Below are 22,456 nucleotides of genomic sequence, written 5' to 3'. Positions count from 1 at the left end.
GCTTTATGCTGCGAATCGACCCAAAATCATGTCTGGGATGATGTGAACTTCGATGCGGCGCGTCACCGATACCCTGTTCCAGACATTGCGCGCCCCGGCGCCCCGCACACCGCTTGACCCCATCGGCCCAAGCGGCAAAAGCAGCCGAGGCCCAACCCATAAGGATCGCCCCTGCCCATGTCCGTCGCCTATATGAACGGCCTCTATCTGCCGCTGGACGAAGTGCGCATCTCCCCGCTCGATCGCGGCTTCCTCTTCGCCGACGGCATCTATGAAGTCGCCGCCGTGATCGACGGCAAGCTTGTCGACAGCGCCAACCATCTCGCCCGGCTGGAACGCTCCACCGCTGCGATCGGCATCGCTCTGCCGCTGACGCTGGCGGAGATCGAGGCGGCGCAGAAGCAGCTGGTCGCCCGCAACGCCCTGACCGAGGGACTCGTCTATCTCCAGATCACGCGCGGCGCCGACACGACCCGCGACTTCATCGCGCCTGCCGACCTGCAACCGACCCTGTTCATGTTCGTCCAGGACAGGCAATTTCTCGACGCCCCGGCGGTGAAGACGGGCATCGCCGTCGCCACGATGCCCGACCAGCGCTGGGCGCGGCGCGACATCAAGAGCGTGGGCCTGCTCGCCCAGGCCATGGCCAAACAGGCCGCCAGGGAGGCCGGCGCGCAGGAAGCCTGGATGGTCGAGGACGGCTTCGTCACCGAAGGCGCCTCCTCCACCGCCTTCATCGTCACCGACGAAGGCATCATCACCCGGCCCTACAGCCAGGCGGTGCTGGCCGGCTGCACCGGCGCGGCACTGACGGCGCTGGCGGAGGAAAGCGGTCTGGCGGTCGTTCGCCGCGCCTTCACCGTCGAAGAAGCATTGACCGCGAAGGAAGCCTTCATCACCAGCGCCTCGACGCTGTGCCTGTCGGTGGTGCGGATCAACGGGCATCCGGTGGGCGACGGCGCGCCCGGCCCGGTCGCGACGCGGCTGCGCGATCTCTATATTGCCTTCGCCCGCGCCACGGGCGTGTGAGGATTGACTCCAATATGGAGGAAACTTCACCCTTGTTAAAGGAACAGGAAAATTCCTTCGGCCTGCCCCCGTTCTGGCGCCAAGCCGGAGGAAAATCGGACCGAAACCCTCATGGCCAATCGCCGCCATTACGTGCCTTCATCCACCTTCTGTCCGTAACGGCGAAGGATCGGGCTGAACCAGTCCGTTCTTGCTTTATTCTCCAGAACGAAGCTAGAACAGGATTCGGACCATGATGGAAGATTTTTCCTACGCCGCGCCTATCCAGGGCCATGCCGATCCGGTCGCGCCCCATGACGAGCGCGCCGGCCTGCTGGTCGTTGCCGACTGGATCGACCGGGACGAACTGGCGCCGGTGGCGGACGCGGCCGGCCTTCGGCTGCTCGGCGCCATCGACCTGTCCGAAGCGTCCGCCCGGCTCGATCAGCAGAGCCAGTGCGACACGCTCCTGCTCTTCTGCCCGACGCCCGCGCCAACGCTGGAACGACTGCTGGTCCAGATCGAAACCCAGGCGATCCAGACCGGCATGGCGGTGATCCTGGTCGCCGGTTGGGAGACGGTCGAACTCGCCTTCGCCTGCGTCCGCAGCCCTCATACCCAGTTGCTTTGTGATCCCGACCGGACCGAGCTGGCCGCTGCCCTCGTGGCGGCGGGCGAGCATCGTCCCGTCATCGGGCGCGTCCATGAAATGGATCATGAAAGCGCACGGCTCCAGCAACTGAGCGAAGAGGTCGGTCGCCTTGCCCGCACCATCGACGCGCTGACCCGGCGCAGCCGGCTCGGCGCCGCGCCATCCTTCGATCCGGGGCCGCGCATCTCCGACCGGGCCAGCGACTATATCGGTATGCCCGTGCTGGCGTCGATCAGCCCCCCGGCCCGGCCGGCGGAGATGCCCGCCGTGTCGCCGCAGCAAGTCCGCGACCTGCTTCGCGCGCGGCGTATCCGCGCCGACTTTCTCCCCGGCGACCTGTTCGCCGATCCGGCCTGGGACATGCTGCTCGACCTGCTCGCCGCCCGGCTGGAGCAGGAGCGCGTTTCGGTCTCCAGCCTCTGCATCGCGGCCGCCGTGCCGCCGACCACGGCGCTGCGCTGGATCCGCACCCTGACCGACAAGGGGCTGGTCGAACGGCAGGCCGATCCGCATGACGGGCGCCGCGTCTTCATTGCCCTGGCGCAGGAAACCGCCGAATCGCTGATGCGCTGGTTCGGCGCCAGCCGCCGTTTCCTCGGCACATGAACCACCCGCTTGACCGCCGCGCTTTTTCGCCTAGATAGGCGCTTCCCCACGGGGGCGATTAGCTCAGTTGGTAGAGCGTCTCGTTTACACCGAGAATGTCGGCGGTTCGAGCCCGTCATCGCCCACCATCTCTCATTTCATCCGGTGCGCGTCCGTAACGTTCATGCTGCAGCAAGCATGGACACGCCACTATTACTACATGCCATTCGCAGTCTTCCTTGGCGGCGGCTTCGCCCCGGTGCTGTTGATGCTTTCACCGCTCGCGGTGATGGCGGCGAGCGACTGCACCGAGTGGAAACCGGCCGTCCGGGCAGTGAAGGGCGAAAAAGCGCCCTGCCTGCCGCCCCGCTGGCCGCTCATGTAAGGCGATGGCACATATTGCAGCGCACCCTTGCCGCTGCTAACGCCGCTTTCCATGATCCAGCCGCCCGAAATCATCCGAGTCTCCAAGTCCCGCGTCTCCTGCGACGGGTCGGGGGACATTCCCGCCGCCCTTGGCCATCCGCGCGTCTTCCTGGAGATTGACGAGCATGGCTATGTCGACTGCGGCTATTGCGATCGCCGTTTCGTGCTGATCGGCGGCGCGGCGGACAATGCCGACATCGTGGTGAAACCCGACATCGCTTCGGGCGCCAGCCTCTAATAGCAAGGTTCGATGAGACTGACTCATCAAACCTTGGTCAAGCCCGCGCGGCGCTTGGGCGAAACCCGCTTGTGATCGGTCGAAGACCGAGCACGATGGTATAACGGGCGTCGCTAAAATTTCCATTGGGCTTGGGTCGCGCCGCCCCTATATCGGACGGCATGACCGAACTCGCTCCCCTGTTCACTGACGCCCGTGGCCTTCTCTATCGTCCCGGCCTGCTTGATCCCGACGGCGCGCGCCGTCTGACCGCGCAGGCGCTGGCCAATTGCGACGATGGCGAGCTTTACCTGCAATATCGGGCGAGCGAGAGCTTCGGCTTCGACGACGGCCGGTTGAAGACCGCCGACTATTCGACCGACGCCGGCTTCGGTTTGCGCGGCGTGTCGGGCGAGATGACCGGCTTCGCCCACGCCAACGACATCCGCGAGGCCGCGATCGCCAAGGCGGCGGAGACGCTGGCCCTGCTCGATCCGGCCAAAGGGCAGCCCGCCCCGCCTCCGCAGCGCACCAACCGCCATCTCTATACCGACGCCAATCCTCTGGAAATCGTTCCCTTCGCCGAGAAGGTGGCGCTCTGCGCCGAGATCGACGCCGCGGCCCGCGCCCGCGACGCGCGCGTCGCACAGGTGTCGGTCAGCCTGGCAGGAAGCTGGTCGGTGGTCGAGATCGTCCGCGCCGACGGCTTCACCGCGACCGACATCCGCCCACTTGTGCGGCTTAACGTTTCCATCATCCTGGAGGAAAATGGCCGCCGGGAAACCGGCACATTCGGCATAGGCGGCCGCTATCTCTACGATCAGGTGATGGATAAGGGCGTCTGGAATCGCGCCATCGACGAGGCGCTGGCCCAGGCGCGCGTCAACATGCGTTCGATCGCCGCGCCCGCCGGTGAGATGACCGTGCTGCTCGGCCCCGGCTGGCCGGGCGTGCTGGTGCATGAAGCGATCGGCCATGGCCTGGAAGGCGATTTCAACCGCAAGGGCACCAGCGCCTTTTCCGGCCGCATCGGCCAGCGCGTCGCCGCGCCCGGCGTTACCGTCGCCGACGATGGCGGCATCATGGATCGTCGCGGCTCGCTCTCGATCGACGATGAAGGCACGCCGACACAGGAAAATATCCTGATCGAGGACGGCATCCTCAGGGGCTATATGCAGGATCGACTCAACGCCCGGCTGATGGGCGTCGCCCCCACCGGCAATGGCCGCCGCGAAAGCTATGCCCATGCGCCGATGCCGCGCATGACCAACACCTTCATCAAGGGCGGGCAGGACGATCCCGAAGAATTGCTCAGCCGCATGAAGTCGGGCATCTTCGCCAAGAGCTTCGGCGGCGGCCAGGTCGACATCGTGTCGGGCAAGTTCGTCTTCTCCTGCACGGAGGCCTATAAGGTCGAGAATGGCAAGCTGGGCGATCCCATCAAGGGCGCGACCCTGATCGGCGACGGCCCGACCGCGCTGACCAAGGTGGTCGGCATCGGCAATGACTGGGCGCTCGACGAAGGCATCGGCATGTGCGGCAAGGGGGGACAGAGCGTGCCGGCCGGCGTCGGCCAGCCCACCCTGCTGATGGAAGGCCTGACCGTCGGCGGAACGGCGACCTGAACTAAATCAAAGACTCCGTGAGCCAGGAACCCATAAATCGAACCGGTTTCGCCTGCCTTATTTCGTCATCCTGACGAAAGTCAGGATCCATTCGGAGCAATGGCTCGAAAGAAGCGCTGAATGGATGCTGATTGTCATCAGCATGACGGCGGGTTGGAAGGAAGGAACCCAACTCTGAATGTCGATCCGTCTCAAATCAATGCGTCCAGTCGTCGGAGCGGCGACCTGAGCCCTTCGCGGCACGAATGGCGGAACCACGCCTTTCTCTGTCGATTAAGGGGACATGAACATGCTGACCGACAGCCATGATGCCGTGACCGCCGACTGGGCTGCGGCGTTGCTCGATTTCTGGTTCAACCAGGTAGGCGAAGCGGGATGGTGGGGCCATGATCCCGCGCTCGACAAGATCTGCACCGCCCGGTTCGCGGCGCTCTGGGCGGACAAACAGGCGCTGCCTCCGCAGGCCTTTCTCGACCGCGCCGACGATGCGCTCGCTGCAGTGCTGCTGTTCGACCAGATGCCCCGCAACATGTTCCGCGGCACCGCGCAAGCCTTCGCGACCGACGTGCTGGCGCGGGAAGTGGCGCGCGGCGCCATTGCCCTTGGCTATGACATCCAGATCGGCGGCGCCGGCCGCCTCTTCTTCTACATGCCCTTCGAGCATAGCGAAGCGCTGGAGGATCAACAATTGTCGCTGAGCCTGTTCGAGGGCGCGGGCGACGAAAAGGCGCTCGATTACGCACGCGCGCATCATGCGACCATCGCCCGCTTCGGCCGTTTTCCGCACCGGAACGCGGCGCTCGGCCGTGAAACGCGGCCCGAGGAAGCCGACGCCGCGGCGGAAGGCTCACATTGGTAGGCGCTTCTGCTTAATTTTTAGGCAAGGTTTCCGTCCTGCCCAATTTTTTGGCGCTGCCAGTCGCGGAGTCGCGCCAAAACCCCGCCTCATCCTGACTTCAACGATTTGGCACGCCTCTTGCTGAGTATGTCCCCGCACACCAGTAACAGGGGGCGACATGAAACTTGTCATGGCTATCATCAAGCCGTTCAAGCTTGACGATGTCCGCGAGGCGCTTTCCTCGCTCGGCATCGCCGGCATGACGGTCAGCGAAGTGAAGGGCTTTGGTCGCCAGAAGGGGCAGACCGAAATCTACCGCGGCGCCGAATATTCGACCAACATGGTTCCGAAGATCAAGATCGAGGTGGTCTGCGACGACGATCTCGCGCCGCGCGTCGTGGAAGCGACCCAGGCCGCAGCCAATTCGGGCGCCATCGGCGATGGCAAGATCTTCGTCCTCGACGTCGGGCAGGCGGTGCGCATCCGCACCGGCGAAACCGGCGAAACCGCGCTGTAACAAGGGGGGAATGATGACCTTTTCCAAGAAACTCTGCGGAGTGGCGGGGGCGCTTGGCCTTTCCCTGCTCGCCGCATCTCCGGCGCTTGCCGCCGCCGGGCCGATAAAGGCGCCGGACGCCGCCGCCATGGCCGGCATGGTCAACAAGGGCGACGTCGCCTGGATGCTGATCTCCGCCGCGCTGGTGCTGATGATGTCGGTCCCCGGCCTTGCCCTCTTCTACGGCGGCCTGGTGCGCACCAAGAATATGCTGAGCATCCTGATGCAGGTGTTCATGATCGTGTCCGTCGCGGGTCTGGTCTGGGCCTGCTGGGGCTATTCGATGGCCTTCACCTCGACCAACAGCCCGCTGCCATGGCTGGTCGGCGGCCTCGACAAGGCGTTCCTGATGAATGTCAGCAGCTCCACCTACGCTGCGACCTTCAGCAACAACATCTACCTGCCCGAACTGGTGTTCGTGGTCTTCCAGATGACCTTCGCGATGATCACCCCGGCGCTGATCGTCGGCGCCTTCGCGGAACGCGTGAAGTTCTCGGCGCTGATCGTCTTCGTTGTGCTGTGGCTCACCATCGTCTATTTCCCGATGGCGCACATGGTCTGGTATTGGGCCGGCCCGGACTTCCTGCCTGACGCGCCGACCGATGCCGGCCTGCTCTGGGGCTGGGGCGCGCTCGACTTCGCGGGCGGCACCGTGGTCCACATCAACGCCGGTATCGCCGGTCTGGTGGGCTGCCTCATCATCGGCAAGCGCATCGGCTTCCCCAAGGAACCCATGCCACCCCACTCGCTGACCATGACCATGATCGGCGCCTCGCTGCTGTGGGTCGGCTGGTTCGGCTTCAACGCAGGCTCCAATCTGGAAGCCAATGCCGTCACCGGCGTCGCCTTCATCAACACCATGCTCGCCACCTGCGCGGCGGCGGTCAGCTGGTCGCTGGTCGAACAGATCCACCATGGCAAGGCTTCGCTGCTGGGCGCCGTCACCGGCGCGGTCGCGGGCCTCGTCGCGATCACCCCGGCCGCTGGTCTGGGCGCGCCGATGACCTCGATCGTTCTGGGTCTGGCCGTCTCGCCGATCTGCTACATCTTCGTTGCCTTCGTGAAGGGCAAGCTGGGTTATGACGACAGCCTCGACGTGTTCGGCGTCCACTGCATCGGCGGCATCGTCGGCGCGATCGGCACCGGCATCGTCGCCGCGCCGTCGCTGGGCGGTCAGGGCGTGTTCGACTACACGGTCTTCCCGGCCGGCTTCAACGCCGACAGCTACTCGATCGCCACGCAGGTCGTTACCCAGATCAAGGCGGTGCTCTTCACCCTGGTCTATTCGGGCGTGCTGAGCGCGGTGCTCTATTTCGTGATCGACAAGACCATGGGTCTGCGTCCGAGCGCCGACGCCGAGCAGGAAGGTCTCGACCTCTCCAGCCACGGCGAACGCGCCTACAATTACTGAGATTGGCAGGGCGGGCCGCCCGACCGGGACATGGCCCGCCCGCCTCACCTTGTTCCTCCTGCGAACATGCCTCGGGCCGGTGCGAAAGCATCGGCCCTCTTTTTTTTTGGTCAGGCTGGGCGGGTCCAGAGCGTTGCGGGGCGCGGCCTGTCTGCCGGCCATCTTCGCGCGCGGCCGGGCACCTGAAGCGCCGCGCGCGCGACCCAGCCCAGCTTGTCGCGTCTGGACGTCACGACGCGATGGTCCCAGGCATGTTCGCCGCGCCGCGCCACCTGACGGGCGATGTCGCCGTAAATACCGGCGGCGGCCAACACCGCCCAGGCCGCCCGGGGCGGCAGCGCGCCGGTGCCGTGACGCGCGCTCTCCTCATAGGCGGCGGCCATGTCGGCCAGCCGCCGCGCCAGGATCGCCAGACGCGGCCGGACCCAGGGCTTCATATGCTCACCCGGCGGAATATCCATCTCGACCAGCCATTCCTCCGGCAGATAGCAGCGGTCGGCCGCCTCATCCTCGCTGATGTCGCGGGCGATATTGGCGAGCTGGAAGGCAAGGCCCAGGTCGCAGGCCCGGTCGAGCGTCGCCCAATCATTTGGGTCGACGCCCATCAGCACCGCCATCATGCAACCGACGGCGCCCGCGACATGATAGCAATAGCGCAGCATGTCGGCCTCGCTGCGCGGCCGCCAGTCGCGCGCGTCGAGCGCGAAGCCCTCGATCAGGTCATGGGCGTAGCGGGTCGGGATCGCACATTCGCGCATCACGACGCCGAAGCCATCAAAGGCCGGGTCGCCGGTCGGCGCGCCATGCAATGCCTTGTCGGTCAGCACCCGCATCATCGACAGCCGCGCCTGGCCATCCGCTACGCCGGTCAGCGTCCCGCCATGATCCTGTCCATCGGCAATATCGTCGCATTTGCGACACCAGGCATAAAGCAACCAGGCCCGCTCGCGCGTCACCCGGTCAAACAGCCTTGACGCCATGGCGAAGGATTTGGACCCGCGTGCGATGCTGTCGCGGGCATGGGCGACAAGGGCAGCGCGGTCGGGAAGATCGGAAGGCATGTTCAGGACATGCCCTCCCGCAAGCGGGAGGGGAATTATAATTTCAGAGCCGCGCCGCCCTCATCGCGAAAATGGTTTCGTGCGGCTGATAAGCGGCCATGGCGTCGACCAAAGCCTCGATGCTGTCTTCGTGGATCATGATCCCGGCATGTTGCGCGCGGATGAAGCCCGCCTCCACCATCTGCCGGTTGAAGCCGATCAGCTGGTCATAAAAGCCCGCTACATTGAGCAGGCCGACCGGCTTGTTGTGATAGCCCAGTTGCGCCCAGCTGATCGCCTCCCACAATTCGTCCATCGTGCCGACGCCGCCCGGCAAGGTCACGAAGCCGTCCGACAAGTCGGTAAAGAGCTGCTTGCGCTGGTGCATGGTCTGGACGACATGCAGTTCCGTGCAGCCGCGATGCGCGACCTCCGCGCCGACCAGCGCCTCGGGGATAACGCCGATCACCTCACCGCCCGCCTCCAGCGCCGCATCTGCCACCGCGCCCATCAGGCCCAGCCGCCCGCCGCCATAGACGACGCCGATGCCGCGCTGCGCCAAGGTGCGCCCGACATGCCGCGCCGCATCGATATAGGTCAGATCGGCCGGCGTCGCCGACCCGCAATACACCGCCAGTCTCTTCATAGTCTCAATCCAAATCCTGCAACATCAGCGCCGCGGTCGCCTTGGCGCTGCCCACCACGCCGGGGATGCCCGCGCCCGGATGGGTGCCGGCCCCTACCAGATATAGATTGGGAATGACATCATCGCGATTATGCGCACGGAACCAGGCGCTCTGGGTCAGCAGCGGCTCCAGGCTGAAAGCGCTGCCAAGATGCGCGTTCAGATCGCGCCCGAAATCGCGCGGCGTATAGTGGAACCGGGTGACGATGCGCGATCTTATGTCGGGAATCAGCCGGTGCTGGATCTCGTCCAGAATCCGTTCGGCATAGGCGTGCCCGAACTGATCCCAGTCGATCGGCAGCTTGCCCATATGCGGCACCGGGGCGAGCGCGTAGAAGGTCGAATGCCCCGCCGGCGCCATCGACGGATCGGTGACGGTCGGATGATGCAGATAGAGCGAGAAATCCTGCGGCAACACGCCATGATCATAGATATCGGTCAGCAGCCCTTCATAGCGCGGCCCGAACAGGATCATATGGTGCGGAATGCCGGGCCAGCTGCCCTTGATGCCGAAATGCAGCACGAACAGGCTGGGCGACCAGCGCTTCTGGCTGAGCCTGTCCGCCTGTTTCTGCCCACGGGGATGATGGCCCAGCAGGTCGCGATAGCTGTGCATCAGGTCGGCATTGGTGGCGATCGCGTCCGCCTCCCCGCGCCAGCCCGATGCGGTATGGACCGCCGTCACCCTGTCGCCATAGGTTTCGATCCGCGTCACCGCGTCGCCCAGGCGCAGCGTGCCGCCCAGCCGTTCGAAATGGGTCGCCATCCCCTGCACCAGCCGGTTGGTCCCGCCCTTGGCGAACCAGACGCCGCCATCCTTCTCCAGCTTGTGGATCAGGGCGTAGATGGCGCTGGTCTTCATCGGATTGCCGCCGACCAGCAGCGTGTGGAAGGAGAGCGCCTCGCGCAACTTCTCATTCTTCACATGGGCCGCGACGACCGAATAGACCGATCGCCAGGCCTGATGCCTGGCGAGCGCGGGCGCGGCACGGACCATGGAGGCGAAATCGAGGAAGGCGACCGAGCCGAGCTTGCGATAGCCCTCCTCATAGACGCCGGCGGCATAGTCGCAGAAGCGCTCGTAACCGGCGACATCGTTCGGATCGAGCTTGGCGATTTCCACCCGCAACGCGGCTTCGTTGTTCGAATAATCGAAATTCGTGCCGTCGCGCCAATTGAGCCGGTAAAACGGCGATACCGGGACGAGACTGACATCCTGCGCCATGTCATGCCCCGACAGGCGCCACAGTTCAGCCAGGCAATCGGGATCGGTGATGACGGTCGGGCCGGCATCGAAGGTGAAGCCGTCCCTTTCCCACATATAGGCGCGCCCGCCCGGCCGGTCGCGCGCCTCGACCAATATGGCGGCGATACCGGCCGATTGCAAACGGATGGCAAGCGCCAGGCCGCCAAAGCCCGCGCCAATGACGATCGCGGTCCTGTTCATCAGGCGGGCGGATTCCACATTGTTCGCATGGCGCCCCTTATGGGCACGGGGGGCTTTCCACACAAGATACGGATGCGGTCCGCGACGGTCGATCGCCCGGCGTAGAAACGCTGGATCAACGCCGGGCGCAGCCGGTAGAAGCGCGCGAAGATGCGCCAGCGCTGGTCCGGTTGCGCCGCGCCGAACAGCATCCTGCCCAGCAGCCGGTAATAGCCGCCCCGCCGCCAGTGCGCGGCCGCATAGGCGCGGGTCCGTGGCGCGAGATTGTCCAGCGGCTGGTCGGCGAGCCAGAGCGCGAATCGCACCGCGTCGGGTAGCGAATAGCCGGTCATCGGCTGGAACAGCCCGGCCCGGACGCCCGCGCGCGCAACGGGGTCGTGCTTCGGCCAGTAAAGGTCGAAATCCCCGCCATGGACCACGGGCAGCACGCCCTGTTCGCGATGGACGACATCGGCGCGCCAGCCCCTGGCCCGCGCATAATCCGCGATCCGGGCGTCGAGCATCGGCACGTCCAGATCGGGCCTGTCGCTGTAATAAGTGTCCTCGACGAAGATCGTCCGATCATCCCAGGGCAGCAGATAGACGAAGCGATAGCCGTCCTGCTGCGCGACCGTCGCGTCCATGATGATCGGCCGGTCGATCCCGTGGGGCGCGTCGCAGCGCAGCGCATGGCCGACGAATTTCTGCCAGCCGCAACGCAGCGCCGACAGGTCCCCCGCCCCCCGCGCATCGATGACCGCCCCCGCGCCGATCGTCCGCCCGTCGGCGAGGGTGACGCCCTTGGGCGACAGCGCCGTCACCTCGGCTCCGGTCAGCAAACGGTCGCCCAGCACGCGACCAAGATGGACAGCGAACTGGACAGTCTCGACGCTGTTATAGGGTGTCGCCAGACGGCGATCATGGCCGGGAAAGCGCACTTCATGCCCCTGCGCCCAGCGGTGCGCGACCAGCGGATCGACCAGCCACCGGTCCTTCGATGCGACATCGCCGTCGAAGAAGGACCAGATATGGTTGCCGCCGACCTGCTCCCCCTGCTCGACCAGCAGCAGCCGCACCTCCGGCCGCAGCGCCGCGAAGGCGAGCGCGATCAGCCCGCCGGCCAGGCCGCCGCCGATGATCGCCAGGTCGCAGTCCGGTTCGTTCGCCATATCCCCTGTTAGGACAAGTCGCGCCCGCCGATCCACCCCCTTGGCTTCGCGTGGAATATAGTATAGGGGGGTATCCTATGCACATTATCGCGGATCGAGACAAATTGCTGGCGCGGGTGCGCCGGATCGCGGGGCAAGTCGCCGCCGTGGAGCGGCAGCTGACGGGCGACGCGGGCTGTTCGGAAACGCTCCAGCTCGTGGCCTCCGTGCGCGGGGCAGTCGGCAGCCTGATGGAGGAGCTGATCGAACAGCATATGCGCGAGCATGTCGCCCGCCCCGGCCTGTCCGACGCAGCGCGCACCGCCGCGTCCGAGGAAATGCTGGCGCTGATCCGCCGTTACGGGAAATGACGATGCACGACGACCATAGCCGGCATGGACACAGCCACGAACATCATGATCACGAACATCATCACCATGATCCCGCCCCCGCCGTCCCTTCGGACGATGCGGAGGAAAGCCATTATTTCGACCATATCTATCTGAGCGCCGGCCACGACCAGAATGCGAAGCGGACGCTCTGGGTCGTCTGGCTGACCGCCGCGACGATGGTGGTGGAGATCGTCTTCGGCTGGCTGACCGGCTCCATGGCCTTGCTGGCGGACGGTTTCCACATGGCGACCCATGCCGGCGCGCTGGCGGTGGCGGCCGCGGCCTATGGCTATGCCCGGCGCCATGCCCGCAATCCGCGCTACACCTTCGGCACCGGCAAGGTCGGCGATCTGGCCGGCTTCGCCTCCGCCCTGCTGCTGGGCGTCACCGCCCTGTTCATCGCGGTCGAATCGACGCTGCGCTTCTTCGAGCCGATCCATGTCGCTTTCGGTGAAGCGACACTGGTCGCCGTCATCGGCCTGGTCATCAACATCATCAGCGCCCTGCTGCTGGGTCATGACCATGGGCATGACCACAAGCATGGCCATGCCGACAATAATCTGCGCGCCGCCTATGTCCATGTGTTGACCGACGCGCTGACGTCGGTGCTGGCGATCGCCGCGCTGCTGGCCGGGCGCTATCTGGGCTGGTGGTGGATGGACCCGGCGGTCGGCCTGCTGGGCGCGGTCGTGATCGCGCGCTGGGCCTGGGGCCTGATGAAGGACACCGCCGCCATCCTGCTCGACACCGCCGAACCGGCGCTGATGGCGACCGTGCGGCGCGAGGCGGAGGCGGAGGGCGCGACCATCCGCGACCTTCATGTCTGGCGTATCGGCCCCCATGCCCATGCCGCGATCATCAGCCTGGCCCCGGGGGCGGACGGCATGGCGGTCCGCAAGCGGGTGCGCGCCCTGCCGCGTATGGAGCATGTCACGGTGGAGTGCGGCTGACCGCTCCATCCCACGAAAAAGGGGGCCGCGCGACGCGCAGCCCCTTTCCATCATGGTCCGGTTCGGTCGATCAGAAGGCCATGCGCGCCATGATCTGGAACACCGGTCCGGCCTTTTCGCTTTCCAGCTCATATTCGTCGAAGTCGCGTCCGATCTGGTCGTCCAGATTGTCGAACTTGTTGAACGCCTCCTTCTTGGCGCCGTTCAGCAGGTTGGAACCGACGGCGCGGATCGTGAACTTCTTGCCGAAGCGCTTTTCGACGAAGACTTCCAGTTCCGCGCCATAGGTGGTGGTGACTTCTTCGGAGATCACCCGGCTGAAGGCCGCGCCCTGCTTGCGATAGGTCGCGCCGAAGGCCGCGCCGAAGGTCGGGAAGTCCTGGATGAAGCCGAAATTATAGACATATTTCGACTGGTTGTTGAAGCGGCGCTTGCCCAGCTCGTCGGTGATCTCGCTGTCCAGCCAGGAGGCGTTACCGAACAGGCCGGTATTGGGCAGGCCGATGAAGCCCAGGTCCGTCGACAGGTCGAACTCGATGCCATAGACCTTGCCGTCGCCGACATTGCGCGGCTGGTAGACCCAGGTGATCTCATCGTCCTCGGGATTCGCCGGATCGCCCAGATCCGTTTCCGACCCGAACTCGCCGGTGTTGACCAGCTCGATCAGGTCTTTGACCTTGCGGTAGAAAAAGTTGACGCCGACGATACCGCGCGTCCCCATGCGATGTTCGTAACCGATGTCGAAGCCCCAGGCGGTTTCGGGGTCGAGCTGGGGATTGCCCAGCAGATCGCTGTCGCCCACTTCCTCTTCCAGCGTCGCGGGAAGGATATAGTCGAATTGCGGACGGCGCAGCGTGCGGGCGACCGAACCGATGATGCGGTCGCGATCGGTGAGCGACAGCTTGAACGAGGCCGAGGGCAGGAACTTGCCATAGCTGTTGGACTGGTTCGCGATATCCTCGTCCACCGTAAAGTCGGTGGTGCGGACCTTGGTATGTTCGTAGCGGAGGCCCGCTTCCCACTTCAGGCTGCCGGTGTCGCCCTCGACCAGGGCGAAGCCGTCGCGGCGCTTTTCCTTGATGCGGCTGTCGCCGCCGGCGGTGGCTTCCAAATCCTCCCAGGGGCCTGCCAGCGAGGTCGGATTGCCGGCGAACTGATCCCAGGCAAAAGTCGGTTCCTCATTATCGTCGGACTCGGCTTCGAAGATGCCGGTGCGGCGGGTCTTGTCCTGGTAGAGGCCGCCGAACACGAACTTCATCGTCTCGCCCAGCGGGATTTCATGTTCCAGCTTGACCGAAAATTCCTGGTCCTTGATGTCGGTCTGGGTCAGCGCACCCTCGAACTCCGCTTCATCCCCTTCGAAGCTGATCTGATATTCGGTTTCGGTGCGGTCCTCGATGAACTTGGCATAGCCGACGCGCAGCGAGGTTTTGCCCGCCGACCAGTTCTGGGTCAGCTTGCCGTCGATCGAGTAATTTTCCTGGTCGATCTTTGCGACGTTCGCGTTGTCGCTCAGCAGGCGGGGCGTCGTGTCGTCCTCGTCATCGACAGAGACGGGGCCGTAATTGCCGGTGACGGCATTATATTCGAAGCTGCGCTCGGTTTCGGTGCGGTCGGTCTTCACATAGAAGCCGTTCAGCTTGAAATTGGTGTCGCCCGCGTCGATCTCATAGCTGCCGTTGAAGCTGTAATCCTTGCCGTCGCGGGTGTCGGTCTGGTCTTCGCGATTGTCGAAATCGTCGGTGGCATAATCGGGGTTGTTTTCTGGCGAATCGCCGTAGCGCAGGCTTTCCTTCTTCTTCGGATTGTGGCGGCCCTGAAGGTTGCCGCCCAGCAGCAGGCGGCCGGGGCCGACCGCGCCGCCCCAGACGAAGCCGAGGCTGGGTTCCAGTTCATTGTCGTCATAGAGGAGGCCGCCGGCGCGGACATAGCCGCCGTTCAGTTCATAGCCGTCGCGCAGGTTGATGTTAAGCGTGCCCGCGATCGCATCGCCGGTGCGGCGCGCGGAGGAGGAGCGGACGATTTCGACGCTGTCGATCAGTTCGGCCGGAATACGGTCCATGAAGAAGCTGCGGTCAGCCGAGGAACCCGGCACGCGCTCGCCATTGATCAGGATCTGGGTATAGCCCGGCGGAAGGCCGCGCATCTGCGGCGCGTCGCTTTCGATCACGTCCGACAGGAACGTGACCGACGGGACGCGCTTGAGCGCATCGCCCGCCGTCAGCGGTTCGAAACGCTGGAAATAGTCGGTGCCATATTTCAGCACCGGCTCGGGCGTGTCGGTGCGATCGCGATAGCCGATGCCGGCAATGACGACGATGTCGGCGGCCTGGGTGATCGGCCCGTCGGTCTTGGCAATATCGTCCGATGCCGCGGGCGTCTGAGCAAAAGCGTTAGTAGAAAGGAACGCCAGCGACGCACATCCAAGCATAAGCCACTTATTCGCGACCATATAAGCCCCCTTATGTCGTGAAGATAAATTGACCATCGGATCATTTCTTGTATCTGACCCGTCGAAAAGGGCGGCTAGGAGTTATTCATGACCGGATCGCGTAATAAATATTACAGTTCGATGATTTCCTGTTTCACTTTGATGACATTGGCGGCCTGCGCCACCGTCGAGCAGGAAATTCCGGTCGAAACCCGCATCGCCAACGCCACCCCCGCCGTGAACGTCACCGCGCGCGGCGAAACCACGCCGGTCGGCACGCCCAATGCCGACGCGGCGGACGATCCGGCCATCTGGCGCAACGCCGCCGATCCCGCGCAGAGCCTGATCGTCGGCACCGACAAGAAGGCCGGCCTTTACGTCTATGGCCTGGACGGCAAGACCCGCGACTTTCTGGACGCGGGGCGGGTCAACAATGTCGATCTGAAGGATGGCGTCGCGATCAACGGCACGCAGGGCATCCTCGTCGCTGCATCGGATCGCAACGATCTTGCCAATGCCAGGGTCGCCCTGTTCCGGCTCGATCCCGCCACGGCGAAGCTGACCGCGATCGGCAAGGTCGAGGGCGGCAGGGGCGAGGCCTATGGCATCTGTCTTGGCCGCGACGAAGCTGGCCTGTCCGCCTTCATCGTGCTGAAGGACGGGACCATCAACCAGGTCGCGATCGACGCATCCGGCGCGACGCCGACCGGCAGGATCGTCCGCACCATGAAGCTGGGCACCCAGTCGGAAGGCTGCGCCGTCGATGACCGCACCCATATCCTCTATGTGGCGGAGGAGGATGTCGGCCTGTGGCGCTTCGACGCGCGCGCGACCGGATCGACCGCGCCCACGAAGATCGCGGCGGCGGACGGCAAGAATCTGGTCATGGATGCCGAAGGCGTCGCGATTGCGCCGATCGGGGAAAAGGACGGCTATGTCCTCGTTTCCAGCCAGGGCGACAACGCCTATGTCGTCTACAAGATGAGCGACGACAGCTATGTCGGCCGCTTCCGCGTGGTCGATGGCGCCATTGGCGGGTCGGAGGAAACCGACGGCATCGAACTGATGCTGGGCGATTTCGGCCCGGCCTATCCCGGCGGCCTGTTCATCGCGCAGGACGGCCACAATGCAGCGGCGGCACAGAATTTCAAGCTGGTCGCGTGGGACGATATCGTGAAGGCGCTTGGCCTGCCCCAATGAAGCAAAGGGCCGGGGCATGTGCCCCGGCCTTGTCGCACCCTCTTGGTCTTGGCAATCCCATGCTCTATGGGATCAGGCCTGTCCAACCAGAGGGAAGCCGATTTGATCCTGGACCTTGCCGCCGCCGCTTCGAGCGCCATCCGCTTTGAAGATCTGGGGCTTAATCCCGTTGCCCTCGACCTCGGCTTCTTCACGCTGAAATGGTACAGCCTCGCCTATCTGGCCGGCATCCTGGTCGGCTACTGGTATCTGCTGAAGCTGGTCGCCCAGCCGGGATCGCCGATGGCGCGCCGCCATGCCGACGACATGATCTTCTACGCGACGCTCGGCATCATCATCGGCGGGCGGCTGGCCTATGTGATCTTCTACCAGCCCGAAATTCTCCGCAATCCGATCGACATTTTCAAGCTGTGGAACGGCGGCATGTCCTTCCACGGCGGCGCGGCGGGCGTGTCGATCGGCATCCTCTACATGGCGTGGAAGGAAAAGCTGAGCTGGCTGCGCATCCATGACTATGTCGCCTGCGTCGTGCCCTTCGGCCTCTTCTTCGGCCGGCTGGCCAATTTCGTGAACGGCGAATTGTGGGGCAAGGAAACGGACGTGCCCTGGGCGATCATCTTCCCGACCGGCGGCCCCTTCCCCCGTCACCCCAGCCAGCTTTACGAAGCCGCGCTGGAGGGCGTCGTCCTGTTCCTGATCCTCGCCTTCGCCTTCTGGCGGACCAGGGCGCGCTACAAGCCCGGTATGCTCGTCGGCATCTTCGTCTTCGGCTATGGCTGCTTCCGCTTCGGCGTGGAATATTTCCGCGAGGCCGACGCCCAGCTGATGGAATTCGCCGCGCGCACCGGCCTGCATATGGGCCAGTGGCTCTGCGTCCCGATGATCCTGGGCGGATTCTACCTGATCGTCACCGCCAAGGGCCGCCGCCTGCGCGTCGAGCCGGTGGCCGGCAGCGCCAGTGTCAGCTGAAAAAGTGTCGGCTGAAAAGGCGTCAGCCGGCGATCTGCCGCTAGCGCAGCGGCTGGCGCGGCAGATCGCCTCGGGCGGGCCGATCTCGGTCGCCCATTATATGGGTGAGGCGAACCAGCATTATTATGCCACCCGCGACCCGCTGGGCGCGGAGGGCGACTTCACCACCGCGCCGGAGATCAGCCAGATGTTCGGCGAACTGGTCGGGCTGGCGTTGGCAGATATGTGGATGCGATCGGGACTGCGGCCAGACGCCGCCTATGTCGAGCTGGGGCCGGGGCGCGGCACGCTGGCGGCGGACGCGCTGCGGGCGATGGAGCGCGCGGCGCTCGCGCCCAAGACGCATCTGGTCGAAACCAGTCCCACCCTGCGCGATCGGCAAAGCGCGTTGCTGCCCCATGTGATCCACCATGACAGCATCGACAGCCTGCCCGAAAAGGGGCCGTTGCTGGTCGTCGCCAACGAATTTTTCGATGCCCTCCCCGTCCGTCAATGCATTCGCGTCGGTGACGAATGGCGCGAGCGCGTGGTGATCGCACGCGAGGAGGAAGGCCGCTTCATTCCGGTCGCCGGCTATCGCCGCATCGAATCGGGCCTGCCGCCGCTGGCGGCGCAAGCGCCCGACGGCGCGATCATCGAATCGCCGATCGTCGGCGCGGAGATCGCCTATGCGCTCGCCCAACGTATCGCCAGGCAGGGCGGCGCGGCGATCCTGATCGATTATGGCTATGAAGGGCCGGCGCTGGGCGACACGTTGCAGGCAGTCAAGGCGCACAAGTTCGCCGATCCCTTCGCCGATCCGGGGGAGGTGGACCTCACCACCCATGTCGATTTCACCATGCTGGGCAATATGGCGCGGCAGGCGGGCCTGCGCGTCCATGGTCCGGTGGGTCAGGGCGATTTCCTGCGCCAGCTCGGCATCGACGCGCGTGCCGACCAGCTTGCCCGCAGTGCGCCGGCCCGCGCCGCTGAGGTGGAGGCCGCGCGCGTCCGCCTGACCGACGGGCAGGCGATGGGCACCCTGTTCAAGGCCATGGCCTGGACGCATCCCGATTGGGCCGACCCGGCGGGATTCGAGACATAGTATGAACGGCCGTTCGCTTCGAGCGTGTCGAGAAGCGGATAGCTTACCCTTGCCGTTTCTCGACTTCGCTCGAAACGAACGGCGGTGGGGACAAGCTCCCCTCAATCCTCCTGATGATAGCGGCTGAGCTTGCGGATGAAGCCGATCAGGCCGGTCTGGCGGCTGCGCTTCATGCGTTCGGCGTGGAGGATGGTCTGCACCCGCCGGAAGCAATCCTCCGCATCGACATTGCAGAGCACATAGTCATAGCCGTCCCAATGGGCGATCTCGCCCGCGGCGCGGGACATGCGCGCCTCGATCACGTCGTCACTGTCGGTGGCGCGGCCGCGCAGGCGGCGTTCCAGCTCCTCCATCGAGGGCGGCAGGATGAAGATGCGGACCACGTCGCCGCCGGCGATCTGGTGGAGCTGCTGCGCGCCCTGCCAATCGATGTCGAACAGCACGTCCTTGCCCGACTTCAGCATCGCTTCCACCGGCGCGCGGGGCGTGCCGTAGCGCTGGCCGAAGACATGCGCCCATTCGAGAAATTCATGGTCCGCCGTCATCCGGCGAAATTCCTCCAGGTCGACGAAATGATAATCCCTGCCTTCGACTTCGCCCGGCCGCATCGGTCGCGTCGTGGCGGACACCGACATCGACAGGTCCGGTTCGGCGGCGAGCAGCTTGCGCGCGATGGTGGATTTGCCCGCGCCCGAAGGCGAGGAGAGAACGAAAAGCACGCCACGGCGCTTGAAATCGGGCGTTTCGGTAGGAAAGCTGTCGGCCATGACCGCTAGTGACGCCCCCGCCGACGATTTGCAAGAGGGGAGGGAGCGGTCGGGCCGTCAGGCCGGGACGAAGCGCCGCTCCACCGCCTGCAACGCCCCGACAAGCTGACGCGGCGGCGGCGGGGCGACGAACAGCAGATTGACGATCCGGCTCCTGTGCGCGGCCAGCACCAGCAGCATCCCGGCGCACAGCGCGGTCGGGAAGGCCGCCATCGCAGCGACTTCGGCCTCCAGCCCCATCCGGCGGCACAGGCCGATGACGAGATAGATGATAGTGAAATGGGAGACGTAGAAAATCAGCGAATTCTGCCCGATGAAGATCAACGGCGCGCACCAGCGTTCGGACTGTATCCGAAACGCCGTCGCGCTGACCGTAAGGATGAAGCAAAGCGCCGGGACGGCATAGACCGGGCCATAGCTGATTTCAAAGGCGACCGAGGCGATGGACGAGGCGATCACCACCACCCAACCCAGCAATGCCGCGCGCGCCCGAAGCGCACGCATCCAGATCGTCCAGTGGCAGCCCACCCATGCGCCCAGGAAGAAAAAGGACATGAGGTAGAATAGCCGCTCGCCATTCTTGGTGCCGTCCGGGGCAAGGACGGCGATGACGAAGGCGACGGCCGCTATCGCCAGCGGCGGCACCCGGCGCAGTGGAATGGCCACCAGATAATAGACCAGGATGAAGGTCAGGAACCAGAGATAGGATTGCCCGGTCAGATATTTGCCAAGCTGCCCGACGCCATCCACCGGCGGGCCGATGATCGTCGCGTAGATAAACGACCAGACCAGCAGCGGCCAGAAAATCCGCCGCCCCTTGCCCACCAGATACAGCACGATCCCCTTGTTGAAGGACGCGGTCAGCAGCAGACCGGACAGGAAAACCAGGGTCGGCATCCGGTAGAGGACGAACAGCTGGTTGAAGTCATGCATGAGCGGCGGAACGGCATAGCGCTGGCGTTCCAATATGGTCACGGAATGAAAGACGATGACCATCAGGATGGCGATGCCCCGCAGCAGGTCCATCCATAGCTGCCGTTCCCGTGCCGGCCGCGCCGCGCTTACGACATCATTTTCGGCCACGGCGGCAGCTTCACGCATCAGAACTCCATCGGCAATGTTCCCGCAAATATGCCAGGAGCTTATGTTTTGTGCATGACGGAGAATATAGCGGTCGGGATCGAACCATAGGGGAATCGGCACGGATTGCCGCAGAGCGCGTCAGCGCTTGCTCCGGCGCCTCCGGGCCTCGTCCATCAATATCGGTTTAGCGCTGCCGTCGGGAAGCGCCTTGATCGCGCGCTTCCGGTTCGCCTCGCGCTTCGCCTCATAGAGCTTGCCCGCCATATAGGCGCCGGTCACGAACAACGCGCCGGCGGGATAGCGCATGATGAGTCGCTTCGCCCCGGCGCCGGCGAGCAGGCCGATCACGCCCTTCTTGCCAGTGTCCGCAGCCACCCGCGCCGCCACGACGGTCGCGCCGACCCGCGCCACCTTGCGCAGCAGCCCCGCCTTTTTCGGCGGACGGATCGTCACCAGCGGTGCGGCGGGAGCGGGCGCTTTCTTTTTCATACCGGATCAATGTATCGCACGCCCGCCGGTTCCGCCATGTTGATCTGGATCAGACCATATTTTCGGGCCGCACCAGCCGGTCGAAGGTCGGCTCGTCAACCAGCCCCAATTCAAGGCCCGCCTGCTTGAGCGTCAGCCCTTTTTTATGGGCATGTTTGGCGATGGCGGCGGCATTGTCATAGCCGATTTCGGGCGCCAGCGCCGTCACCAGCATGAGCGAGCGGTCGACCAGTTCGGCGATCCGCCCCTCATTGGCCACAAGCCCGTCGACACAGCGTTCGGCGAAGCTTTCCATGCCGACGCTGAGCAAGTGGATGGAGCGCAGCACATTGGCGCCGATCAGCGGCATGAAGACATTGAGTTCGAAATGGCCCTGCATACCGCCGACCGTCACCGCCTGATGATTGCCGATCACCTGCGCCGCCACCATGGTCAGCGATTCGCACTGGGTCGGATTGACCTTGCCAGGCATGATCGAACTGCCCGGTTCATTGGCGGGCAGGTCCAGTTCGCCCAGGCCCGAACGTGGCCCCGACCCCAGGAAGCGGATATCGTTGGCGATCTTGGTCAGCGCCACCGCCAGCGTGTTGAGCGCGCCGGAGAAGAAGACGAGGCCGTCCTTGGCGGCGAGTTGCTCGAACTTGTTGGGCGCGCTTTCGAACGGCGTGCCGGCGATGTCGCTGATCGCCGCCACCATGTCGTCCGCCCAGCCTTCGGGCGCGTTGAGGCCGGTGCCGACCGCCGTGCCGCCGATCGCCAGCTTGCGGATATTGCCGTTGAGGGCGCCCTCGATCCGTGCCCGGCCGCTCACCAGCTGCGCGGCATAGCCGGAAAATTCCTGACCCAGCGTGAGCGGGGTGGCATCCTGCGTATGAGTGCGGCCGATCTTGACGATATGATCCCAGGCCTTCGCCTTGGCCGTGAGCGCGCCGGTCAGCCTTTCGAGCGCGGGGATCAGCCGGTCGCGCGTCGCCAGCACGGTGGCGACATGCAGCGCGGTCGGGAAGCTGTCGTTCGACGACTGGCTCATATTCACATGGTCGTTGGGATGGACCGGGCTCTTGCCGCCACGCGTGCCGGCCAGCTGTTCATTGGCATAGCCGGCGATCACCTCATTGACGTTCATGTTGGTCTGGGTGCCCGATCCGGTCTGCCAGATGACGAGCGGGAACTGGTCGTCGAGCGCGCCCGAGACGATCTGCTGCGCGGCATTCTCGATCCCGGCGACGATCTTCGGGTCGAGGCCATGTTTAGCGTTCACCCGCGCCGCCGCCTGCTTCACGATCGCCTGCGCATGGACGATGCCGATCGGCATCCGCTCGGTCGCGCCGAAGGGGAAATTCTCGATGCTGCGCTGCGTCTGCGCCCCCCAATATGCGTCGGCCGGAACCTCGATGGCGCCAATGCTGTCGGTTTCGGTGCGGGTAGCGGACATTGAGGACTCCCAGTTAAGAATCGGTCGCAAATACTGGCT

Annotated in this window: 22 protein-coding genes and 1 tRNA gene; 13 read left to right on the top strand and 10 right to left on the bottom strand. The window is 64.8% G+C overall.

Going from position 1 to position 22,456, the window contains the following annotated elements; all coding sequences use genetic code 11:
- Positions 1 to 177: 177 nt before the first annotated feature.
- The 3 genes from AC58EF_RS01995 (at position 178) to AC58EF_RS01985 (ending at position 2,394) form a co-directional block, all read left to right on the top strand.
- A complete protein-coding gene (locus AC58EF_RS01995; protein WP_497274054.1) occupies positions 178 to 1,029 on the top strand; it encodes a D-amino-acid transaminase in 852 nt (283 codons plus the stop codon).
- Between the two features lie 232 nt (positions 1,030 to 1,261).
- Positions 1,262 to 2,266 (top strand): MarR family transcriptional regulator, encoded by a 1,005-nt coding sequence (locus tag AC58EF_RS01990; protein WP_497274052.1) that lies wholly within the window; start codon positions 1,262 to 1,264, stop codon positions 2,264 to 2,266.
- A 52-nt stretch (positions 2,267 to 2,318) separates the two neighbouring features.
- Positions 2,319 to 2,394, top strand: a tRNA-Val gene (locus tag AC58EF_RS01985).
- A gap of 67 nt (positions 2,395 to 2,461) precedes the next feature.
- Here the strand turns inward: AC58EF_RS01985 and AC58EF_RS01980 are convergent.
- Positions 2,462 to 2,683 (bottom strand): hypothetical protein, encoded by a 222-nt coding sequence (locus tag AC58EF_RS01980; protein WP_497274050.1) that lies wholly within the window; start codon positions 2,681 to 2,683, stop codon positions 2,462 to 2,464.
- On the opposite strand from AC58EF_RS01980, the gene AC58EF_RS01975 reads away from it, so the two are divergent.
- The 5 genes from AC58EF_RS01975 to AC58EF_RS01955 all read left to right on the top strand — a co-directional run bounded on the left by AC58EF_RS01975 (position 2,682) and on the right by AC58EF_RS01955 (position 7,318).
- On the top strand, positions 2,682 to 2,909 hold the full coding sequence (locus AC58EF_RS01975; protein WP_497274049.1) for a zinc-finger domain-containing protein: 228 nt from the start codon (positions 2,682 to 2,684) through the stop codon (positions 2,907 to 2,909). The two genes, AC58EF_RS01980 and AC58EF_RS01975, sit on opposite strands and share 2 nt — an antisense overlap.
- A gap of 161 nt (positions 2,910 to 3,070) precedes the next feature.
- Positions 3,071 to 4,513 (top strand): metalloprotease TldD, encoded by a 1,443-nt coding sequence (tldD, locus tag AC58EF_RS01970; protein WP_497274047.1) that lies wholly within the window; start codon positions 3,071 to 3,073, stop codon positions 4,511 to 4,513.
- Between the two features lie 283 nt (positions 4,514 to 4,796).
- Positions 4,797 to 5,372 carry a DUF924 family protein gene (locus AC58EF_RS01965; protein ID WP_497274045.1) on the top strand — a complete coding sequence of 192 codons (576 nt, stop codon included), beginning with the start codon at positions 4,797 to 4,799 and terminating at the stop codon, positions 5,370 to 5,372.
- Between the two features lie 157 nt (positions 5,373 to 5,529).
- Positions 5,530 to 5,868 carry a P-II family nitrogen regulator gene (locus tag AC58EF_RS01960; RefSeq protein ID WP_004209785.1) on the top strand — a complete coding sequence of 113 codons (339 nt, stop codon included), beginning with the start codon at positions 5,530 to 5,532 and terminating at the stop codon, positions 5,866 to 5,868.
- 13 nt (positions 5,869 to 5,881) lie between these two features.
- Positions 5,882 to 7,318: an ammonium transporter gene (locus AC58EF_RS01955; RefSeq protein ID WP_497274041.1), complete on the top strand. Its 1,437-nt coding sequence runs from the start codon at positions 5,882 to 5,884 to the stop codon at positions 7,316 to 7,318.
- 110 nt (positions 7,319 to 7,428) lie between these two features.
- Here the strand turns inward: AC58EF_RS01955 and AC58EF_RS01950 are convergent, their stop codons facing one another.
- The 4 genes from AC58EF_RS01950 to crtY are packed head-to-tail and all read right to left on the bottom strand — an operon-like array spanning position 7,429 to position 11,638.
- The gene (locus tag AC58EF_RS01950) at positions 7,429 to 8,379 is read right to left on the bottom strand and encodes a phytoene/squalene synthase family protein (RefSeq protein WP_497274040.1); all 951 of its coding nucleotides are present in this window, start codon (positions 8,377 to 8,379) and stop codon (positions 7,429 to 7,431) included.
- Positions 8,380 to 8,422: 43 nt separating this feature from the next.
- Positions 8,423 to 9,004, bottom strand: a complete 582-nt coding sequence (locus AC58EF_RS01945; RefSeq protein ID WP_497274038.1) for an LOG family protein — start codon at positions 9,002 to 9,004, stop codon at positions 8,423 to 8,425.
- A 4-nt stretch (positions 9,005 to 9,008) separates the two neighbouring features.
- The gene (locus AC58EF_RS01940; RefSeq protein ID WP_497274036.1) at positions 9,009 to 10,490 is read right to left on the bottom strand and encodes a phytoene desaturase; all 1,482 of its coding nucleotides are present in this window, start codon (positions 10,488 to 10,490) and stop codon (positions 9,009 to 9,011) included.
- Positions 10,490 to 11,638: a lycopene beta-cyclase CrtY gene (gene crtY / locus AC58EF_RS01935; RefSeq protein ID WP_497274034.1), complete on the bottom strand. Its 1,149-nt coding sequence runs from the start codon at positions 11,636 to 11,638 to the stop codon at positions 10,490 to 10,492. The genes AC58EF_RS01940 and crtY overlap by 1 nt, the downstream gene beginning before the upstream one ends.
- A 77-nt stretch (positions 11,639 to 11,715) precedes the next feature.
- Between crtY and AC58EF_RS01930 the strand changes: the two genes are divergently transcribed.
- A complete protein-coding gene (locus AC58EF_RS01930) occupies positions 11,716 to 11,988 on the top strand; it encodes a metal/formaldehyde-sensitive transcriptional repressor (RefSeq protein ID WP_497274032.1) in 273 nt (90 codons plus the stop codon).
- On the top strand, positions 11,985 to 12,959 hold the full coding sequence (gene dmeF / locus AC58EF_RS01925; RefSeq protein ID WP_497274030.1) for a CDF family Co(II)/Ni(II) efflux transporter DmeF: 975 nt from the start codon (positions 11,985 to 11,987) through the stop codon (positions 12,957 to 12,959). The genes AC58EF_RS01930 and dmeF overlap by 4 nt, the downstream gene beginning before the upstream one ends.
- 70 nt (positions 12,960 to 13,029) lie before the next feature.
- On the opposite strand, the gene AC58EF_RS01920 is transcribed toward dmeF, so the two are convergent.
- On the bottom strand, positions 13,030 to 15,411 hold the full coding sequence (locus AC58EF_RS01920; protein ID WP_497274029.1) for a TonB-dependent receptor plug domain-containing protein: 2,382 nt from the start codon (positions 15,409 to 15,411) through the stop codon (positions 13,030 to 13,032).
- 87 nt (positions 15,412 to 15,498) lie between these two features.
- On the opposite strand from AC58EF_RS01920, the gene AC58EF_RS01915 reads away from it, so the two are divergent.
- From AC58EF_RS01915 to AC58EF_RS01905, 3 genes are all read left to right on the top strand, one after another.
- Positions 15,499 to 16,590 carry a phytase gene (locus AC58EF_RS01915; protein WP_497274027.1) on the top strand — a complete coding sequence of 364 codons (1,092 nt, stop codon included), beginning with the start codon at positions 15,499 to 15,501 and terminating at the stop codon, positions 16,588 to 16,590.
- A gap of 66 nt (positions 16,591 to 16,656) precedes the next feature.
- Positions 16,657 to 17,559, top strand: coding sequence for a prolipoprotein diacylglyceryl transferase (lgt, locus tag AC58EF_RS01910; protein ID WP_497274025.1), 903 nt, complete (start codon positions 16,657 to 16,659; stop codon positions 17,557 to 17,559).
- A 100-nt stretch (positions 17,560 to 17,659) separates the two neighbouring features.
- Positions 17,660 to 18,643 carry a class I SAM-dependent methyltransferase gene (locus AC58EF_RS01905; protein WP_497274181.1) on the top strand — a complete coding sequence of 328 codons (984 nt, stop codon included), beginning with the start codon at positions 17,660 to 17,662 and terminating at the stop codon, positions 18,641 to 18,643.
- Positions 18,644 to 18,744: 101 nt separating this feature from the next.
- Here the strand turns inward: AC58EF_RS01905 and gmk are convergent, their stop codons facing one another.
- From gmk to fumC, 4 genes are all read right to left on the bottom strand, one after another.
- Positions 18,745 to 19,410: a guanylate kinase gene (gene gmk, locus AC58EF_RS01900; RefSeq protein ID WP_497274023.1), complete on the bottom strand. Its 666-nt coding sequence runs from the start codon at positions 19,408 to 19,410 to the stop codon at positions 18,745 to 18,747.
- A gap of 57 nt (positions 19,411 to 19,467) precedes the next feature.
- The gene (locus AC58EF_RS01895; RefSeq protein ID WP_497274022.1) at positions 19,468 to 20,511 is read right to left on the bottom strand and encodes an acyltransferase family protein; all 1,044 of its coding nucleotides are present in this window, start codon (positions 20,509 to 20,511) and stop codon (positions 19,468 to 19,470) included.
- A gap of 120 nt (positions 20,512 to 20,631) precedes the next feature.
- Positions 20,632 to 20,982, bottom strand: coding sequence for a hypothetical protein (locus tag AC58EF_RS01890; protein WP_497274020.1), 351 nt, complete (start codon positions 20,980 to 20,982; stop codon positions 20,632 to 20,634).
- Positions 20,983 to 21,031: 49 nt separating this feature from the next.
- Positions 21,032 to 22,417 carry a class II fumarate hydratase gene (fumC, locus tag AC58EF_RS01885; protein WP_497274019.1) on the bottom strand — a complete coding sequence of 462 codons (1,386 nt, stop codon included), beginning with the start codon at positions 22,415 to 22,417 and terminating at the stop codon, positions 21,032 to 21,034.
- Positions 22,418 to 22,456 lie beyond the last annotated feature (39 nt).

The sequence above is a fragment of the Sphingobium sp. WR1 genome (assembly GCF_059693745.1).
The sequence above is the reverse complement of the archived record's forward strand: the minus strand, read 5'-3'. Positions and strand labels throughout refer to the sequence as shown.

Coding starts and splice junctions, on each gene's coding strand:
- AC58EF_RS01920 (WP_497274029.1), bottom strand. CDS start 15,411: ATGGTCGCGAATAAGTGGCTTATGCTTGGATGTGCGTCGCTGGCGTTC.
- AC58EF_RS01905 (WP_497274181.1), top strand. CDS start 17,660: ATGGGTGAGGCGAACCAGCATTATTATGCCACCCGCGACCCGCTGGGC.
- AC58EF_RS01950 (WP_497274040.1), bottom strand. CDS start 8,379: ATGCCTTCCGATCTTCCCGACCGCGCTGCCCTTGTCGCCCATGCCCGC.
- tldD (WP_497274047.1), top strand. CDS start 3,071: ATGACCGAACTCGCTCCCCTGTTCACTGACGCCCGTGGCCTTCTCTAT.
- AC58EF_RS01940 (WP_497274036.1), bottom strand. CDS start 10,490: ATGAACAGGACCGCGATCGTCATTGGCGCGGGCTTTGGCGGCCTGGCG.
- AC58EF_RS01965 (WP_497274045.1), top strand. CDS start 4,797: ATGAACATGCTGACCGACAGCCATGATGCCGTGACCGCCGACTGGGCT.
- AC58EF_RS01955 (WP_497274041.1), top strand. CDS start 5,882: ATGACCTTTTCCAAGAAACTCTGCGGAGTGGCGGGGGCGCTTGGCCTT.
- AC58EF_RS01975 (WP_497274049.1), top strand. CDS start 2,682: ATGATCCAGCCGCCCGAAATCATCCGAGTCTCCAAGTCCCGCGTCTCC.
- AC58EF_RS01960 (WP_004209785.1), top strand. CDS start 5,530: ATGAAACTTGTCATGGCTATCATCAAGCCGTTCAAGCTTGACGATGTC.
- AC58EF_RS01915 (WP_497274027.1), top strand. CDS start 15,499: ATGACCGGATCGCGTAATAAATATTACAGTTCGATGATTTCCTGTTTC.
- AC58EF_RS01890 (WP_497274020.1), bottom strand. CDS start 20,982: ATGAAAAAGAAAGCGCCCGCTCCCGCCGCACCGCTGGTGACGATCCGT.
- crtY (WP_497274034.1), bottom strand. CDS start 11,638: ATGGCGAACGAACCGGACTGCGACCTGGCGATCATCGGCGGCGGCCTG.
- lgt (WP_497274025.1), top strand. CDS start 16,657: ATGGGATCAGGCCTGTCCAACCAGAGGGAAGCCGATTTGATCCTGGAC.
- AC58EF_RS01930 (WP_497274032.1), top strand. CDS start 11,716: ATGCACATTATCGCGGATCGAGACAAATTGCTGGCGCGGGTGCGCCGG.
- AC58EF_RS01980 (WP_497274050.1), bottom strand. CDS start 2,683: ATGGAAAGCGGCGTTAGCAGCGGCAAGGGTGCGCTGCAATATGTGCCA.
- fumC (WP_497274019.1), bottom strand. CDS start 22,417: ATGTCCGCTACCCGCACCGAAACCGACAGCATTGGCGCCATCGAGGTT.
- AC58EF_RS01945 (WP_497274038.1), bottom strand. CDS start 9,004: ATGAAGAGACTGGCGGTGTATTGCGGGTCGGCGACGCCGGCCGATCTG.
- AC58EF_RS01995 (WP_497274054.1), top strand. CDS start 178: ATGTCCGTCGCCTATATGAACGGCCTCTATCTGCCGCTGGACGAAGTG.
- AC58EF_RS01990 (WP_497274052.1), top strand. CDS start 1,262: ATGATGGAAGATTTTTCCTACGCCGCGCCTATCCAGGGCCATGCCGAT.
- dmeF (WP_497274030.1), top strand. CDS start 11,985: ATGACGATGCACGACGACCATAGCCGGCATGGACACAGCCACGAACAT.
- gmk (WP_497274023.1), bottom strand. CDS start 19,410: ATGGCCGACAGCTTTCCTACCGAAACGCCCGATTTCAAGCGCCGTGGC.
- AC58EF_RS01895 (WP_497274022.1), bottom strand. CDS start 20,511: ATGCGTGAAGCTGCCGCCGTGGCCGAAAATGATGTCGTAAGCGCGGCG.